The organism is Rhizobium giardinii bv. giardinii H152 (assembly GCF_000379605.1).
Taxonomy (GTDB): domain Bacteria; phylum Pseudomonadota; class Alphaproteobacteria; order Rhizobiales; family Rhizobiaceae; genus Pararhizobium; species Pararhizobium giardinii.
The window spans coordinates 285,911-301,901 of the sequence record NZ_KB902680.1; the positions used below are offsets into that span (position 1 = coordinate 285,911).

The window sequence follows — 15,991 nt, forward strand, 5'->3', positions numbered from 1 at the left end:
AAACGAAAAGCGGTTCAAAAAAGGCGGGGAAATCTTCCCCGCCTCATCGTCGCCGGTCAGAGACCGAGGGCTGTTTTCACGGCCGGCAATCCTTCGGCGCCGTCCTTGGTCGTGACGCCGGCAAGCCACGGTTCGATGGCGGCCGGATTGGCCTTGATCCATTCCTTTGCGGCTGCGTCCGGCTCCATGCCGTCGTTCAGGATCTTGCCCATGATCTCGTTTTCCATCGGAAGCGAGAACTTCAGATTGGTGATCAGCTTGCCGACATTCGGGCATTCTGTGGTGTAGCCTGCGCGCACGTTGGTGAACACGGTTGCGCCGCCGAAGTTCGGGCCAAAGATATCGTCGCCACCCGAAAGGTAGGTGAGCTTGAAATTGGCATTCATCGGATGCGGTTCCCAGCCGAGGAAGACGACCGGTGCGCCATCCTTTTCCGCACGGGCGACCTGCGCGAGCATGCCCTGTTCGGAGGATTCGACCACCTCGAAGCCCTTCAGGCCGAAAGTGTCCTTGTCGACCATGTCGATGATCAGGCGGTTGCCGTCATTGCCCGGCTCGATACCGTAGATCTTGCCGTCAAGCTCATCCTTGTGAGCTGCGATGTCCTTGAAATCCTTGATGCCGATTTCGGCGCCCTTGGCATTGGTCGCCAGCGTGTACTTGGCGCCCTCGAGATTCGGGCCGAAGGATTCGACCGATTTGTCGTCGAGGAACGGACGCACGTCGTTTTCCTGGGTCGGCATCCAGTTGCCGAGGAAGACGTCGATGTCCTTGTTCTTCAGCGACTGATAGGTAACCGGAACGGACAGAACCTTGATGTCGGTCTCGTAGCCGAGACCCTTCAGGACGGCGCTGACTGTTGCGGTCGTCGCGGTAATGTCGGTCCAGCCGACATCGGCGAAACGGACGGTCCCACAGCTTTCAGGCTCGGCGGCATGAGCCGACGTCAGCGCAGCTAGCGAAACGGCTGCAGTCAGCATGAATTTCAATGTCAGTCTGGTCATCATGGTCATTCCCCTGCGTCTTATGGTTGTAGCCAATCACCAAATGTTCGCCAATTCAAGCGCCCTCGGTGTTGCCCTTGAGTTTATTGGGACATTCGCCAGACAGCCCGCGTAAAACGACGTAAGATGTCGCATTGTTCGCGTTCTGCCGGGAAGTGTCGATTTTCTGTGGTTTCTGCGCTCGCGCTCTAGCCTTCCTCGCCCGGTCTGTTCATGAACGAGCGACAGCATACAGAAGAGGACGCCATGGCAAAACTGTATTTCAGCTACGCCACGATGAACGCCGGAAAATCGACCCTGCTGCTGCAGGCATCCTACAATTATCGCGAACGCGGCATGCGCACGGTCATCCTGATCGCAGCCTTTGATGATCGGGCAGGCACGGGGCGGGTGTCCTCCCGCATCGGTCTGAGCGATGAGGGCATTCCCTTCACCCATGAAGACGATCTCTATGCCTTGATCGAACGCCTGCATGGCGAAGAAACGGTTGCCTGCGTGTTCGTCGACGAGGCGCAGTTCCTCGGTGAGGATCAGGTCTGGCAACTGGCGCGCGTCGCCGATCGCATCGGCATTCCGGTGATGGCCTATGGGCTGCGCACGGACTTCCAAGGAAAGCTCTTTCCCGGCTCGATGGCGCTGCTCGCCATTGCCGACGAGCTGCGGGAAGTCCGCACGATCTGCCATTGCGGCCGCAAGGCGACCATGGTCGTTCGGATGGACGCCGATGGCAATGTTGTCCGCGAAGGAGCCCAGGTCGATGTCGGGGGCAACGAGAAATACGTCGTCTTTTGCCGGCGCCATTGGGAAGACGTCATGAAGGCAGACTGACGGGCTATCGCGCGACAGCCGCGCCGTGTCATGGTGGCGGCGTTCCGTTCGCTCTCCGGAGAACCGCCGATGCCGCTGCGTCTTTCTTTGATCAGTGCCTGTCTCTGTCTTTGGGCGGGCCTCGCCCATGCCGATGGCGACGCGGGAGCGGGCGCGCAGGTCTTCAGGAAATGCGGAGCCTGCCATGCCGCGTCCGAACCGGTCAACCGGGTCGGACCGAGCCTGTTGGGCGTCATAGGCCGCCCGGTTGCGACCTTTGCCGGTTACAGCTATTCCGCCGCCATGAAAGCCTTCGGCGAAGGCGGCAAGGTCTGGGACGAGACCCTGCTTGCCGAATATCTTCTCAGCCCGAAAGCCATGGTGCCGGGGACGAAAATGTCCTTTCCCGGATTGAAGAAGCCTCACGACATTGAAAACGTCATTGCCTATTTAAAGGCCACAGCTACGAAATAACGCGTTTTCGGCAGGCGAGTTGCCGACAACGGGATGCACAATCGAAAAACGGCCGCTGGGCACTTGTGCTTCAGATCGCTGCTCCCATTATATAAACGGATGTCACGACTGAATAATTGACCTGCGCGGCGCGTCTTGCACCGGAGCGAGAGGGGGAAACGATGGCGACACTTCAGAATTTTGAGAGCGAGATCGAGAAAACGCGCGGCATCGTCGAACAGATGCGCGGCAAGATGAACCAGTCCGCAGTGGTGCTCGACCAGTTCGCTAAAGCCGACACCAAACTGGGTGACGCAAATTTCGACATCGAGAACGCCCGTATCCAGGACGTCATCAACCAGCAGAAGGTGATGGAAGGCAACATCGCCGACCTCATCATCGGACTGGAAGATGCGACCAATGTTTTCGGCGCAGAATTCGAGAGCATGAAGAGCTACACGGGCTATGAGAAGTTCGTCAGCATCTTCTCCAAGCAGAGCGCCCAGCGCATGCGCACCGATCGCGTGCGCAACATGTCGCTTGCCGGCAATCTGCAGGAACTGCTCTCCAAATCCGACACCATCGTCGGCATTCTGAAAGAGCAGAAGAGCGTTCTCGAAGCCCGTTACAAGACATCCGAGGCCAGTCTCGTGCAGGTGATCGAGCGTCGCAAAGGCACGATGACGAACCTTCAGGCGACCCAGAAGCGGATCGAGGAACTGAACCCGCTGTTGATGGACATCGAAAACAAGATCGCCGCCTCGACCGATCAGATGACCCGCACCCAGCTCGAAGGCGAGCGCTCGGTTCTGGCCACCGAATACAACGAGAAGCAGGCCAAGGAGCAGGAACTGCTTGCCGAAAGCCAGACGCTCGAGCGCTACACCTCGATGTTCCAGACCTTCGTCGATTCGCTCAACAACCAGATTGCCGCACAGAACACGCTGATCAACAAGCTGACGATCGATACCGAACAGCGCATCGTGCTCTACAAGGCGCTGGAGGATTCGTTGAAGACGGCCGCGCAGCAGGATGTCGCCCACAAGATCAACACGCTTGGCAGCCAGGTCGATACCGCGGCCGAGGAAACCATGGCCGGCATCGGCTCGGCGGCGCAACGCCACATCGGCGATCTCCTGGAAATGCACGAGAAGAACATGCTCTCGACCCAGGACATCCAGCGCCGCAAGAAGCTCGCCGACGACGCGTTTGCGCGGCGGTTCCAGGCCGTGATGGACAAGCACAATTCGGCAAATTACGTGAAGCAGTGATTGTCATCCGCGATGATGCCGTTTGATCGAAAGTGGGATGGGTTGTTCCCTTTTAGCCGCATGGCGGCTTCCACCTCCCCCTTGAGGGGGGAGGTCGCGCGGAACGCGCGGGTGGGGGTGATCTTGGGGTGTCGCAAGAGGTCACCCCACCCCGGAGCTTCGCTCCGGCCCTCCCCCTCAAGGGGAGGGTGGACACCATGAACGCCGCAACCCAAGGTCCGGTCGGTCAGTATTTCGCCTCGATCCGGTCGGCGCTCGGCGGACTTGAAATCTTTCTCGGCGACCGCAACTCGCCGCTGTACCGTAATTCGGTGGTCGGCGAGGTGGTGGTGCCTTATCTTGCGCGGCTGAAGGCATCCTTCTCCTGCTGGGAGAACCGGATCGGGTTCATCGAGCAGTTCCGCATTTCCCGCGCCGAAAGCGGCTTTCCGGTGTTCCAGAACGTGCTGGAGCTGGAAAACGACCGGCAGTCGGCGGAAAAGCGGCTCTCGGGCATTCCGCAAGCCGATGCGTTGCGCCAGGAAATGGCCGACTTCATCCTGCGCCACAAGGCGTTTCCTGCCGAGCTGCAGTCGCGCATGGCCGAACGGCTCTATCTCGAGCAGATCGGCAAGGGCGACATCTTCTCGCCGTTCATCATGCCCGAGACGATCCGGGTCGCCGTCAACCCGAAGACGATGCGGCCCTACTATGTCGTCTGCTGGGGTGCCTTTGACGGATCAAGCACCCTGCCGATGGTCTACATGGCGACGATTGAGGATTCGTCGGAAAAGATCGTCGCGATGCTGGTGACGGACGACGGCAAGCTCAATCCGGAGGTGGATATTCCCCTGCCGATCGGCGGTCTTCTCAATCCGGAACTGGCCAGCCGCTTCGATGATTTCGCGTTGAAGAACAGCGCCTACTCGCTGACGCCCGTGACGATCGCCACCAATCTCGACAAGGATTTTCCCGAACTTCATCCGAAGCAACTGCGCCGCATCGTTCTCGGGCCGTTCTATTCGGCGGGGATCACCGAGAACAATGCCAAGATCAACCAGATACTCTCCAAGGTCCGCAAACAGGAAAATGCCTGGCTGCTGACCTGGACGGTGCAGGAGGTCTTTTCCAAGGCCGAGCGTCCGGCCCAGCGTGGCTTCTGGTCGTCGACGCCGGCTGCGGAAGAATTCCATATCGATACCGACAATCTCGAAGCGACGCGCATGGGGGTCAGTTCCTATGAGAAACATGCACTGGTGCCGCACGACGCCTATCAGGCGCTCTATGCCGCCGGCGATGCAGCGCAGATCTTCGGCGACTACAAGGTGCATGTGATTTCCGGAAACCAGGTCATCAGCGAGGTGTGAGACGATGTCACTGAACGCGGGCTTGACGACACTGCATGAGGACGACATCGCCCGGCATCAGGCGGTGGCCCAGGGCCTGGTGACCAAGGTCATCATCCTGGAAGCCGACGATCCGGCCTCGAAGACAGCACTTGCGGGAACCGGGCGCCGCTTCGTCTCCACCGTCTCGACCGGCGGCCAGCGCCGTACCCGGGAAGTGGAGCTGGCAAAGACGATCCAGGCGGTTCGCACAGGTGATCCGCTGATGTCTCCCGCCCAGCACGCGCTGCTCTATCGCTCGCGGCGCGGCCTGCAGGTGGCCTTGGCGGTTGCAGATGTCTTTGCCCGCCAGACCAATCTTGAAGGCCTGCAGTCGCGCAACGCCACGGCACCTCTCGCTGGCGACGATGCCGCCCAGTTCAAGGCGCTGTTGTCGGCATCGGCCTATGTCGCCGCGTTCACCTTCGCCGCCTATCTCGGCTCGACCTTGGCCGGGGAAGGGGAACCGGTGGAGGACGGCGCCGAGCCTGATTTCCTGTTCGATACGCCGCAGGATGCCTTGAAGAGCCTGGTCTCGGCTCTCGACAGGACGATCGCCGGAGCGCCGGACGATGTGGCCCTGACAAGCCGGGCTCGCGCGTTTGCCAGGGTGGCGATAGAGGGACTGATCAGCCGCAAGGCGCGGTTCATCGGGCTTTCAACCTTCGAAAACGTTCATATCCGGCTCGATCAGGACGATTTCACCCTGAACGGCTTCGACGTCGCGCCCGGCGCCAAGCGCAAGCCGCTGGTGATGACCTTCAAGAAGCCGGAAGAGATCATCGGCAACCACATTGCCAAGTATCAGGCGCTGAAGCTTGCCAAGATGCTGATGGCCTATGATTTCGACCGGCAGATGAACCCCTTCGTCGAACTCGGCGGCTTCCTCTTCACCTTCATCGGCGACGGCATGCCCGGCACGGGCAAGACGATCCTGATCCAGATGCTTGCCGGCATGCTCAGCGACTACTGCGAGATCGCCGGCTACGCCTTTCACTATGAGAATTTCGGCGTCGACCAGATCTCCTCCTATCAGGGCAAGTCCGGACAGAACTGCAAGGAATTCGTCAACAACGTCATCAATCCGCGCGCCATCGGCTTCGGCACCGTGGACGACGTCGATCAGGTCGCGGCAAAGCGCTCTGACGATCGCGCCTCGGCTGGCCAGCACGAGGTGACGGCGGTGCTGATGGAGAGTTTCGCCGGCGCCTCGACGGTGATCCGCGGCAATTGCACCTTCGGCATGTTTTCCAACTATCCCGAAAACGTCGACGACGCGTTGCGCCAGCGCGCCGGCGCCCGCTGGCTGGTCGACGGGCCGCAGTCGGAAGGTGACTACATCGACATTTTTGCGCTTTTGGTCGGCAAGAACCACCAGATACCGCTCGGAGAGCACCAGCTCTTCGCCGGGCAGGAAATTAAGAAGGCTGTTTCGCAATCCTACGAGGCCCATTCCCGGCCGAAGGAGGAGGACCTGCTTGCCGTCTGGGAACGGTTCGAGAGGGAAGAGGGCAAGATCGAGACGCTCGCGGATGTCGGTGCCTATCTGCACATGATCAAGGAGGCGGAACCGCGCTTCACCGGCCGGGCAATCAGGAACATTACAGATGCGATCAAGATGCGGGCGATGGATGTGGAATTGCCCGACGACTGGTTCGTTGCGCCGCAAGCCTTCATGCACAAGCCGTACGACGAGAAAAAAGCGATGATCGAGGAACTGCGCGGACCGATCACGCTTCCCATGGTCATCCAGGAGATCAACCGCTACGCGGACAGCGAATTCCGTTACACCGACAAATCCGACGATGCAGCCGTCGCCGACATCATCCGCCGTGAACGCCAGAGGGAAAAGGCGATCGCGCAGATCGAGGCAATGCGGAAGGACGGGCGGTGGTGAGGATAGGAATTTGCTGATAGCTAATTTTCCTTGCTGTCGGGTTTAAAAGGCCGTAGTTTTCATGAGGAAAATTGTTCTGAGCAAACAGGCGGCGACGGCATTGCATCGCATGCCCCAGGCCGACGCAAAGCGGATAACGAACAAACTGCAACAATACTCAGTCGATCCGGCATCAATGGCGAACAATGTGAAGAGACTGCAAGGCTCGGACTATCTGCGATTGAGAGTCGGCGATTGGCGCGTGATTTTCAGCGAGGCAGGTGTTGTTATCGATGTGGTGAAAATCGCCCCGCGCGGGGACGTTTATAGGGGTATGTAGCATGAACTCGGCTGTATCCTTCAAAACGCCAAATGGCGAAGAATTGGTATTGTTAAGCAAGCAGGACTATGAGGATCTTGTGAGGCAGGCCGAGTTGGCAGAAGACCTTGCAGACGCGGAAGCGGTTCGCGTTTTTCATGAGAAGCTTGCGCGCGGTGAGGAGGAATTGATCCCGTTGGAGATTGTCAGCCGGTTGATCGATGGTGAAAATCCCATCAGGGTCTGGCGCGAGCACCGAGGTCTGTCGGGGAAAAAGCTCGCGGAGATGGCCGGCATCAGCGCCGCGTATCTTTCAGAGTTGGAAACGGACAAGAAGGACGGAAGTTTGTCTGTTTTCAAAAGCATCGCGACAGCGCTTCGTCTCGACTTGGATGATCTTGTTCGCCACGAAACCAGCAACCCGACCGACCATCCATGATTTTGACTGAACGGCTGGCCACATGAAACGCCTCCTCGAAGCCGAACTCATCTATGGGCGTCTGCTCGAAATTTCCGAGCCGCATCTGATTGCGCGTTACAACAAGGCGCTGCAGGGCTTTGGCCTGCGCCCGACGGGGCTTTCCTCGTTCCGGATCGACATGACCGGCTTTTCGCCGGACATTGCCGATGAACTCGGCGACCGCGACTATCTCGATCCGAACCGGGTCAACCGCCGCTTCATCATCATGACGCCGGCGCAGGAGGAGCTTCCGGTCGTCCATACGAGCTTTTCCAATACGGCGGCGCTGATGCACGAGTTTTTCGCCGCCAATGCGCGCGCGATCAATGCGGTGACGATCAAGGATGCGCTCTACGGCGAGATCGAGGATTCGGTTTCGACCGTCAACGATATAGACGACCTGCTGTCGATCAACGAAGTGCATTTTCGCGTGCTGTCGGCCGAAGACATGCTCGGCAAGGCAGCCGAACTGAGGAGCCTGGTAGATCAACTGAAGACGGTACCGACCGCCTGGGCCGACGATGCGATGTTGAACCGGATGGTCGAGCTTGCGAAGGTCACCGGCGACATCCGTGAGAATGCACTGGTACCCGATCAACTGGTGTTTCGCCACGACGCCTTCTGGGCCAATCATTTCGGCGGCGTCTACGTCTTTCTCGATGAGAAGACGACGACGGTGATTTGTGATCCTTCCGTGCCCGGTTTCCGCCGCTCGCGGCCGTGGCAGGTCGGCTATATCAGCCTCTCGGATCACCAGCGCATCTACGAGTTCCTGGCATCTACCAACCGGCTGCAACTGCCGCAGGCCTCCTGGGTGGAAAGTTCCGGCCTCTACCAGCATCGTGCGGACATGATCCTGCGCGGGCTGGTCAACCAGGCAGATCCGACAGCCGACCTCGACACGGTCGACGCGATCTGGCTGCAGACCTGGATGCACCGCAATTCGGCGCTGGTATCGTCGGATGGAGGCTATCCGTTCCTGCAGGCTATGATCCGCACGGTATCCGCGTCAGGCACGATCAAGATGCAGGAGGTCGCACCTGAAAACCGTTTCCTGCTCGTGCGCGCCGCGCCCGAGCATCCGGACCAGTGGCTAACCAACCGGCTGATCGCACAGCTGAACCCGAGCGATTTCGTCTCCCGCTTCGTTTTTGACAAGCAGGGGTTTTATGCAGCCTATGAACATTACAGCGAAAAGTTCAGGGAATATGTTGTGGCGACGCTGACCGGAACATATCTCAGGGACAAAGTGGCATTCCGTAAACGTCTTTACGGGCTCAAGGAGGACAGTAATGCTTGATCCGATCGTCGCGTTTTTCCAGCGTGTGTTTTCCGCGATCGGCCGCGGCATTGGCCTGGTGATAGCCGGGATCCTTTTTCCCTTCATTGCCGCCGGCAATTGGTACCGGGGCCGCAGCTGGATCATCAAGGGGCCGATCGGCATCGGCCTTCTGGTGCTGATTGCGCTCTACGGATATTTCATCTGGCAGACGCAGGCCTGGACCAATTTTAATCCGGACTATGTCAACACATACAATTTTTCAGAACGCAAGAACGATGCCGGCCTTCCTGTAAAGGTTGCCGGCGGCCAGACGGCACCCGCCAATACCTGCGAGCGATCGGCCATCGTCGACGTAACGGCCGATCTGATCGACTACAATGTCAATCAGAATGCCTGGATTTCGTCGATGATCCTCTACAAGGCCGGCCTGTTCGGCATGGATTGGGACCACACCCCGTGGTTCGACAACAAGGCCTCCTTCCAGCGCGGTGTCAACGAGGCGGTGCGCCGCACGACGGTCGAACTTGTCGATTCCCTTGTCCGCATGCGTGGCACGTCCGGCATCAATCCGCTGCTGCAAAGCGTGCGCAGCAAGATGCAATACGAGGAAAGCAACTGGTATTTCGGCCTCTCGCCCTTCGGCCCGCTGACGCCGACGCCGTCGCAGTATCGCGCGGCGATGAAAGATCTTCGGACCTTCAACGACGAGCTCGTCAGATGCTCGGCGACGTTCGATGCTCGCGCCGACAATTTCCTGGAATTCATGGACAGGATCGCAAGCTCGATCGGCAGCACCTCGGCGATGCTGCGCGAGCGCTCGGAAAATTTCAACGGTGGCTGGTTCGATACACGGGCCGATGACCGCTTCTGGTTCGCCTATGGGCAGCTCTACGGCTATTACGGCGTCCTGACGGCGGCTGGCGCCGATTTCGACGGGATCATCACCCAGCGTGGCCTGGCGCCCATCTGGGCGGAGAGCATCAAGCAACTGCGGGCGTCCCTGCGCATCCAGCCCTTGATCATCTCGAACGGCAAGGAAGATGGCTGGATCATGCCGACCCATCTGGCAACGCTCGGCTTCTATGTCCTGCGCGTCCGCTCCAACCTCGTCGAAATGCGCGACATTCTGGCCCGATAAGCCGCGGCTGCCTGTGTTTCAGGCGGGTGAACTCCGGTTCGCCCGCCTTTTTGTTCGATTTGAACATTCCTTGTCGTTTTTGACCTATCCGGCGGCAAACCAGGGTGTGGCCAGAAGGCCCGCTTCGCGCTCTTATGCTTACAGACAAAAAAGGGTGGAAGGGGAGAGACACCATATGGCCGAGGTCAAGTCCGATATCGAAATAGCCCGCGCAGCCAACAAGAGGCCGATCCTGGAGATCGGCGCAAAGCTCGGAATTCCACCGGAAGATCTGCTTCCCTACGGCCATGACAAGGCAAAGATCGGCGCCGATTTCATATCCCGGCAAAAGGAGAGGAGAGACGGCCGGCTGATCCTCGTCACGGCAATCAACCCGACGCCTGCCGGTGAAGGCAAGACGACGACGACCGTGGGTCTCGGCGACGGGCTGAACCGGATCGGCAAGAAAGCCATCGTTTGCATTCGCGAGGCCTCCCTCGGCCCCTGTTTCGGCGTCAAGGGCGGAGCGGCCGGCGGCGGCTATGCGCAGGTCGTGCCGATGGAGGACATCAATCTCCATTTTACCGGAGATTTCCATGCCATCACTTCGGCCCATAACCTGTTGTCGGCTCTGATCGACAATCACATCTATTGGGGCAACGAGCAGAACATCGACATTCGCCGCATTGCCTGGCGCCGCGTCATGGATATGAACGACCGTGCCTTGCGCCATATCGTCGGCCCGCTCGGCGGCGTTGCCAATGGCTATCCGCGCGAGACCGGCTTCGACATCACCGTCGCATCGGAGGTCATGGCGATCCTGTGCCTTGCCACCGACCTCAAGGATCTCGAAGCGCGCCTCGGCAACATCATCATCGCTTACCGGCGTGACAAGACGCCGGTCTTTGCCCGCGATATCAAGGCGGACGGCGCCATGACCGTGCTGCTCAAAGATGCGATGCAGCCCAATCTCGTGCAGACGCTGGAAAACAATCCGGCCTTTGTTCATGGCGGCCCGTTTGCCAATATCGCCCATGGCTGCAATTCCGTGGTGGCGACGACGACGGCCCTGAAACTTGCCGATTACGTCGTCACCGAAGCCGGGTTCGGCGCCGATCTCGGGGCAGAGAAGTTCTTCGATATCAAGTGCCGCAAGGCCGGCCTCAAACCGGATGTCGCGGTGGTCGTCGCAACGGCCCGCGCCATGAAGATGAACGGCGGTGTGAAGAAAGAGGATCTCGGCCAGGAGAATGTCGACGCGGTCCGCAAAGGCTGCGCCAATCTCGGCCGCCACGTCCAGAACGTCAAGAAGTTCGGCGTTCCCGTGGTCGTCGCGATCAACCATTTCACGCTGGATACCGAAGCCGAAATAGAGGCGATCAAGAATTTCGTCGCCACGCTCGGCGCTGAGGCAATTCTGTGCAGGCACTGGGCGGAGGGCTCGGCCGGTATCGAGGATCTGGCCCGCAAAGTCGTACAACTGGCGGAAAATGGCCGCTCGCAGTTTTCGCCGCTCTATCCCGATGACATGTCGCTGTTCCACAAGATCGAGACCATCGCCAAGGATATCTACCACGCCGGCGAAGTGATCGCCGACAAGAGCGTGCGCGATCAACTGCATGCATGGGAAGCGCAGGGCTACCGCCATCTGCCGATCTGCATGGCGAAGACCCAATACTCTTTTTCGACCGATCCAAATCTGCGCGGCGCGCCGACGGGCCATACGGTGCCGATCCGAGAAGTCCGGCTATCGGCTGGCGCTGGCTTCATCGTCGTCATCACCGGCGAGATCATGACCATGCCGGGCCTTCCGAGGGCGCCGTCGTCGGAGAAGATCTTCCTCAATGAAGCGGGATACATCGAGGGACTGTTTTAGTCTCCGTCACTCGAGGATCCCGAACGAGGTGTGCGGGGCCCTTGATCGGCGACGCGCTAGTTATAGGTTCCGAGATAGTCAACCTTGCCGACGGCCACGCCCCGGTTGCGCAGGATGTCGTATGTCGTGGTGACGTGAAAGAAGAAGTTCGGCAGCGCGAATTTCAAAAGATAGTCGACACCGGTGAAGGTAAACTTCAGCTTGCCGAAGCTGATCGTCACCTCCCTGTCTTCGCTCTTCTCCAGGTCGGATGGCTTGACGGTCTCGAGATAGGCGATCGTCTTGGCGATGCGTTCGCGCAGCTCGGCAAAGTTCTTTTCTTCATCGGGAAAGCTTGGGGCGGGAACGCCGGTCAGACGGCCGATGGCGTTTTTCGACGTGTCGCTGACGCGCTGGATCTGGCCGGATAGGGGCAACATGTCCGGCGCAAGGCGTGCGTTGAACAGATCATCCAGCGGTACCTTCTTTTCGGCCGCATGGGCTTCGGCCTTGTCGAGCAGTCCGGCAAGGACGTTCAGCGCGCGGATGAAGACGGGAACCGAGATTTTGTACATGGAAACAGGCATGGGGCAATCCTTTGCAATGGGGAGCCAGCCCGGGTTCAAGGCCAGCGCTCTCAGCAGATGGTATCCGATCCTGCTGCTGGCAAGATGACGAGAGCACCCGTCACGCAACTATTCATGCCGGAGGCGCGCGAGACGGATCAATGGTCTTCAGCGGCAGTAGCGATAGCCGTTCTTGCGCTCGAGCACGTCGAAATGCAGATGGGTTTCATGAGCCGCGTCGCTGCCGGGATCAAGCACGGTCTTGAAATAGAGGCAGCCTGTCGCCGTCACCGCCCGCTGGAAGGCGCCGGCCAGGGTCGAGTCCTCGTCGCGCGGCCGGATTTCGATCGATTTGCCGCTTTTGAACGTGAAGGACGCGATGTCTATGGCGTTGCCGCGTGCATGTTCGGAGATTTTTCCGGTCGTGCCGTTGTTCCGCAACCGGCAGACATAGCTTGATGCCTGGTTGATTGTCGCCAGTGGTCCTTCGCTTGGCAGCGCCGCCTTGGCCGCCGGAATAACCGCTTCCTTCGTCCAGCGGGCGAGCTCCAGCGCCGTTTCGCAGCGCATCTTACCTTCGGGTTTCAGTGCGACGCCCGGAAGCACCATGTCGAGTGTCAGCGGCTTGTCGATGCCGCAGCCTTTGCCGTCATCGATCCGTTTCTCCTCCTTGAAGGTCGCACCAATCTGTTTCAGGGCGGCCAGGCAGGCGTCATACTCCTTGCTGTCCTCCGGCTCGATTGTCAGCACGGGTTCGGGCTCCGTTTCCGGTTTTTCCGTCAAGGGCTTGGCATGGTCCGGGATTGGAAGGGGTTTCTCGTCCCTGTCCGTCTTGGGAGCGTCCTTCTCGCTTTTTTCCTCCGCCGGCTTTGAAGTCTCCGCCTCTGTCGGCTTTTTCTCGGGGAGGGGACCTGTTTTCGGAAGGCTCGCGCCTGCGAGGAGGGTGACCGATAGAAGACAGGCGACGATTCGAAGGTGCATGAACGAGCTCCGGTCCTGCCAATGTGGCAGGGGCACGTCCACAACGCATTCGGGCGGGAATGGTTGCATTGCAGCCGCCGGACGCCGGATCGTTGCCAATTCGGCACGCGCCGGGATCGGGACGCCGGAGTTTACCAAAAGTATGATATTATTTGTTGACAGTTATACTCATGTTTTCTAACCGATGGCGAACGAGGGCAGTTCCAGCTGCCCATATTTCGTCGCCCGTACCTAGCCAGCCCTTTGAGCACAGCGTCTCAGCAGCCAGCCCGGTGAATTTGTCAAAGGACTGACTATGATTACCCGGCATCACTGCGCTGCCCTCTTGGCTTGTGCGGCGTTTTTCTCTGCCACTTTCCCTGCCTGTGTTTCCCTGGCGCAGGACGCCACGGCGACAGCGGCTGCCGACGATGAGAGCACGACAGTGCTGGAAAAGCTGTCGGTCAAGGCTAGTAAGAAGACCGGTGTTGCAGACACTCCGCTTGCGACGGAAACGACCGCCGAGGACATTCAGGACAATCAGGTTTCCTCGTTTAGCGATCTGGGCCGCACGCTGCAGCCCGGCGTTGGTTTCAATCGGGCCAATGGCAGCGTCAATATTCGCGGGTTGGATGGCGCGCGGGTCCAGACGACGATCGATGGCATCGTCATTCCTTATCTCGATGACGGCGCGCGTGATGCCGACGGAGGCATCGACAGCTTCGATTTCGACACACTTTCGGCAGCCGACATCGTCCGCGGCGCAGATTCGAGCCGCGCCGGCGATGGCGCTCTCGGTGGCGCCGTGGTGCTTCGCACGCTGCAGCCGGAGGACTTGATCGTCGACGGCAAGACCTGGGGTGGCATCTTCAAGTTCACCTATGACAGCACGGACGAAAGCTGGGGGACGTCAACGGCAGTGGCGGCCCAATACGGCAGCACCGCCGTCCTGTTTCAGGGTGGTTACAAGAGGGGCAACGAAACCGACAATGCCGGCACGTCCGACATCTATGGTGCGGGCCGCTCGGAGCCCAATCCCGCCGATTTCGACCAGAAGAACGTGCTGGTGAAGGTCAAGCAATATACCGATACCGGCCACACCTTCACGCTGACCGGCGAACGCTTCCACCGCGACGAGGACATCGACCTCAGAACCAAACAGAGCACCTTCGGCAACTATCGGCCGGGTGACCTGGACGGCAACGAGGATATCAAGCGCGATCGTGTTTCGCTGACTTACGAATTCGAAGCCGTAGACGACGATGCGCTGATAGATGCGGCCAACGCCGTCTTCTACTGGCAGGACCTGACCCGCGACAGCGGCGAGGCGGGATATCGCTCCAGGTCGGCCGTCGGCGATTATTGGCGCAACAGCGAGGTAAAAAACCGCTCTGTCGGCGCCGCCGGTTCGATGGAGAAGTCGTTCGACACCGGGCGGCTCAACCATACCGTTCGGCTTGGCGGTGATTTCTCGATCGGCCAGACGACGCAATATTCCTCCGGCGACGACAGCTGCGATACCACCCCCGCTCCGGCCTGCGATTTCCTGCACACCAACCAGGCGGACATGCCGGATGTCGACAGCCGGAAATTCGGCATCTATCTCGAAAACGAGGTTGCTATCGGCGACAGCGCTTTCTCGCTGACACCCGGCCTCCGTTACGACTGGTACGACCAGTCGCCCCAGGAAACGGCCGCCTACACTGCCAATCCAAATTATAACGGCCTGCCTGCCGGCCAAAGCGGCGACGCCGTTTCGCCGAAGCTGCTTGCCAAATACGAAGCAGTGCCTGATGTCGAATTCTTCGCCCAGTGGGCGATGGGGTTCCGCTCGCCGACGGCAAACGAGCTCTACCTCGATTACGGCGGTCCAGGCACTTATCTCAGGCTGGGAAATCCCAACCTGAAGCCGGAAACCAGCAATGGTTTCGAAATCGGCGCCAATCTCGGCGACGAGGATTTTGGCGGGCGCATCGCCGGTTTCTACAACCGCTACCGCAACTTCATCGATACCGATGCCGCACCCGTCCAGGATCCCGCCAACTACCCGAACGGGATCACCCAATACCTCAACCGCGATCGGGTGCGCATCTACGGCGTCGAGCTCTCTGCCCACAAGTCCTTCGCATCCGGCTTCCATATCAACGGTTCGCTCACCTATGCGAATGGTGAGGACCTCGAAACCGGCCTGAAACTCGGCTCCGTGGCACCGTTGAAGGGCGTCATCGGGGCAGGCTACGCAACGGAAACCTGGGGCGCCGATGTGACCTTCATCGCCGTGAAAGCAGTGTCCAGCAATTCGGACGCGACCTTCAAGGCGCCCGGATATGGCCTCGTCGACCTGACGGGCTGGTGGAAACCGGAAAAAGTCGAAGATCTGACGGTAAGGGCAGGCGTCTACAATATTTTCGACCAGGAATATTACGACGCCATCAGCGTGCGTGATGTGACCCTCTCCGCGGCATCACCGGATAGGGCCTATTATTCCGAGCCGGGGCGAACATTCAAGATCTCCCTGACCCAGCGCTTTTAAAGGCGGGCCCAGGATGAATAATAGGAAATGGAGCTGCTGCTGCTTTCCTTTCTCTCGCTCGTGACCCTGCCAACTATGGGCACCTACTCGGCCCCGAAGGCTGCCGGGCTTGCGGCCACGCGCT

The 15,991-nt window shown here is 59.5% G+C and carries 14 protein-coding genes; 11 read left to right on the forward strand and 3 right to left on the reverse strand.

Features of this window, described 5'->3' with window-relative positions:
• Positions 1-56 precede the first annotated feature (56 nt).
• Entirely contained in the window at positions 57-1,007 is a 951-nt protein-coding gene (locus A3AY_RS0117150) for a choline ABC transporter substrate-binding protein (RefSeq protein ID WP_026203539.1), read from the reverse strand.
• A gap of 243 nt (positions 1,008-1,250) precedes the next feature.
• On the opposite strand from A3AY_RS0117150, the gene A3AY_RS0117155 reads away from it, so the two are divergent.
• The 10 genes from A3AY_RS0117155 to A3AY_RS0117200 all read left to right on the forward strand — a co-directional run bounded on the left by A3AY_RS0117155 (position 1,251) and on the right by A3AY_RS0117200 (position 11,829).
• Positions 1,251-1,832 carry a thymidine kinase gene (locus A3AY_RS0117155; protein ID WP_018326894.1) on the forward strand — a complete coding sequence of 194 codons (582 nt, stop codon included), beginning with the start codon at positions 1,251-1,253 and terminating at the stop codon, positions 1,830-1,832.
• 69 nt (positions 1,833-1,901) lie between these two features.
• On the forward strand, positions 1,902-2,285 hold the full coding sequence (locus tag A3AY_RS0117160) for a c-type cytochrome (RefSeq protein WP_018326895.1): 384 nt from the start codon (positions 1,902-1,904) through the stop codon (positions 2,283-2,285).
• 161 nt (positions 2,286-2,446) lie between these two features.
• Entirely contained in the window at positions 2,447-3,535 is a 1,089-nt protein-coding gene (locus A3AY_RS0117165; protein WP_018326896.1) for a hypothetical protein, read from the forward strand.
• Between the two features lie 197 nt (positions 3,536-3,732).
• Complete coding sequence (locus tag A3AY_RS0117170; protein WP_018326897.1) at positions 3,733-4,881, forward strand: hypothetical protein; 1,149 nt, start codon at positions 3,733-3,735, stop codon at positions 4,879-4,881.
• Positions 4,882-4,885: 4 nt separating this feature from the next.
• Positions 4,886-6,796 carry an AAA family ATPase gene (locus A3AY_RS0117175; RefSeq protein WP_018326898.1) on the forward strand — a complete coding sequence of 637 codons (1,911 nt, stop codon included), beginning with the start codon at positions 4,886-4,888 and terminating at the stop codon, positions 6,794-6,796.
• A gap of 61 nt (positions 6,797-6,857) precedes the next feature.
• The gene (locus A3AY_RS0117180) at positions 6,858-7,115 is read left to right on the forward strand and encodes a type II toxin-antitoxin system RelE family toxin (protein ID WP_018326899.1); all 258 of its coding nucleotides are present in this window, start codon (positions 6,858-6,860) and stop codon (positions 7,113-7,115) included.
• Position 7,116: 1 nt separating this feature from the next.
• Entirely contained in the window at positions 7,117-7,533 is a 417-nt protein-coding gene (locus A3AY_RS0117185; protein ID WP_026203540.1) for a helix-turn-helix domain-containing protein, read from the forward strand.
• Positions 7,534-7,555: 22 nt separating this feature from the next.
• Positions 7,556-8,854 (forward strand): DUF6638 family protein, encoded by a 1,299-nt coding sequence (locus A3AY_RS0117190; RefSeq protein ID WP_018326901.1) that lies wholly within the window; start codon positions 7,556-7,558, stop codon positions 8,852-8,854.
• Complete coding sequence (locus A3AY_RS0117195; RefSeq protein WP_018326902.1) at positions 8,847-9,974, forward strand: DUF2333 family protein; 1,128 nt, start codon at positions 8,847-8,849, stop codon at positions 9,972-9,974. The genes A3AY_RS0117190 and A3AY_RS0117195 overlap by 8 nt, the downstream gene beginning before the upstream one ends.
• Positions 9,975-10,149: 175 nt before the next feature.
• On the forward strand, positions 10,150-11,829 hold the full coding sequence (locus tag A3AY_RS0117200; protein WP_018326903.1) for a formate--tetrahydrofolate ligase: 1,680 nt from the start codon (positions 10,150-10,152) through the stop codon (positions 11,827-11,829).
• 56 nt (positions 11,830-11,885) lie between these two features.
• Here the strand turns inward: A3AY_RS0117200 and A3AY_RS0117205 are convergent, their stop codons facing one another.
• Positions 11,886-12,395, reverse strand: coding sequence for a DUF1993 domain-containing protein (locus A3AY_RS0117205; protein WP_026203541.1), 510 nt, complete (start codon positions 12,393-12,395; stop codon positions 11,886-11,888).
• 147 nt (positions 12,396-12,542) lie between these two features.
• Positions 12,543-13,355: an extensin-like domain-containing protein gene (locus tag A3AY_RS0117215; protein ID WP_018326905.1), complete on the reverse strand. Its 813-nt coding sequence runs from the start codon at positions 13,353-13,355 to the stop codon at positions 12,543-12,545.
• A gap of 295 nt (positions 13,356-13,650) precedes the next feature.
• Here A3AY_RS0117215 and A3AY_RS0117220 point away from each other — a divergent pair, with 295 nt between their 5' ends.
• Positions 13,651-15,867, forward strand: coding sequence for a TonB-dependent hemoglobin/transferrin/lactoferrin family receptor (locus tag A3AY_RS0117220; RefSeq protein ID WP_026203543.1), 2,217 nt, complete (start codon positions 13,651-13,653; stop codon positions 15,865-15,867).
• Positions 15,868-15,991: the final 124 nt, after the last annotated feature.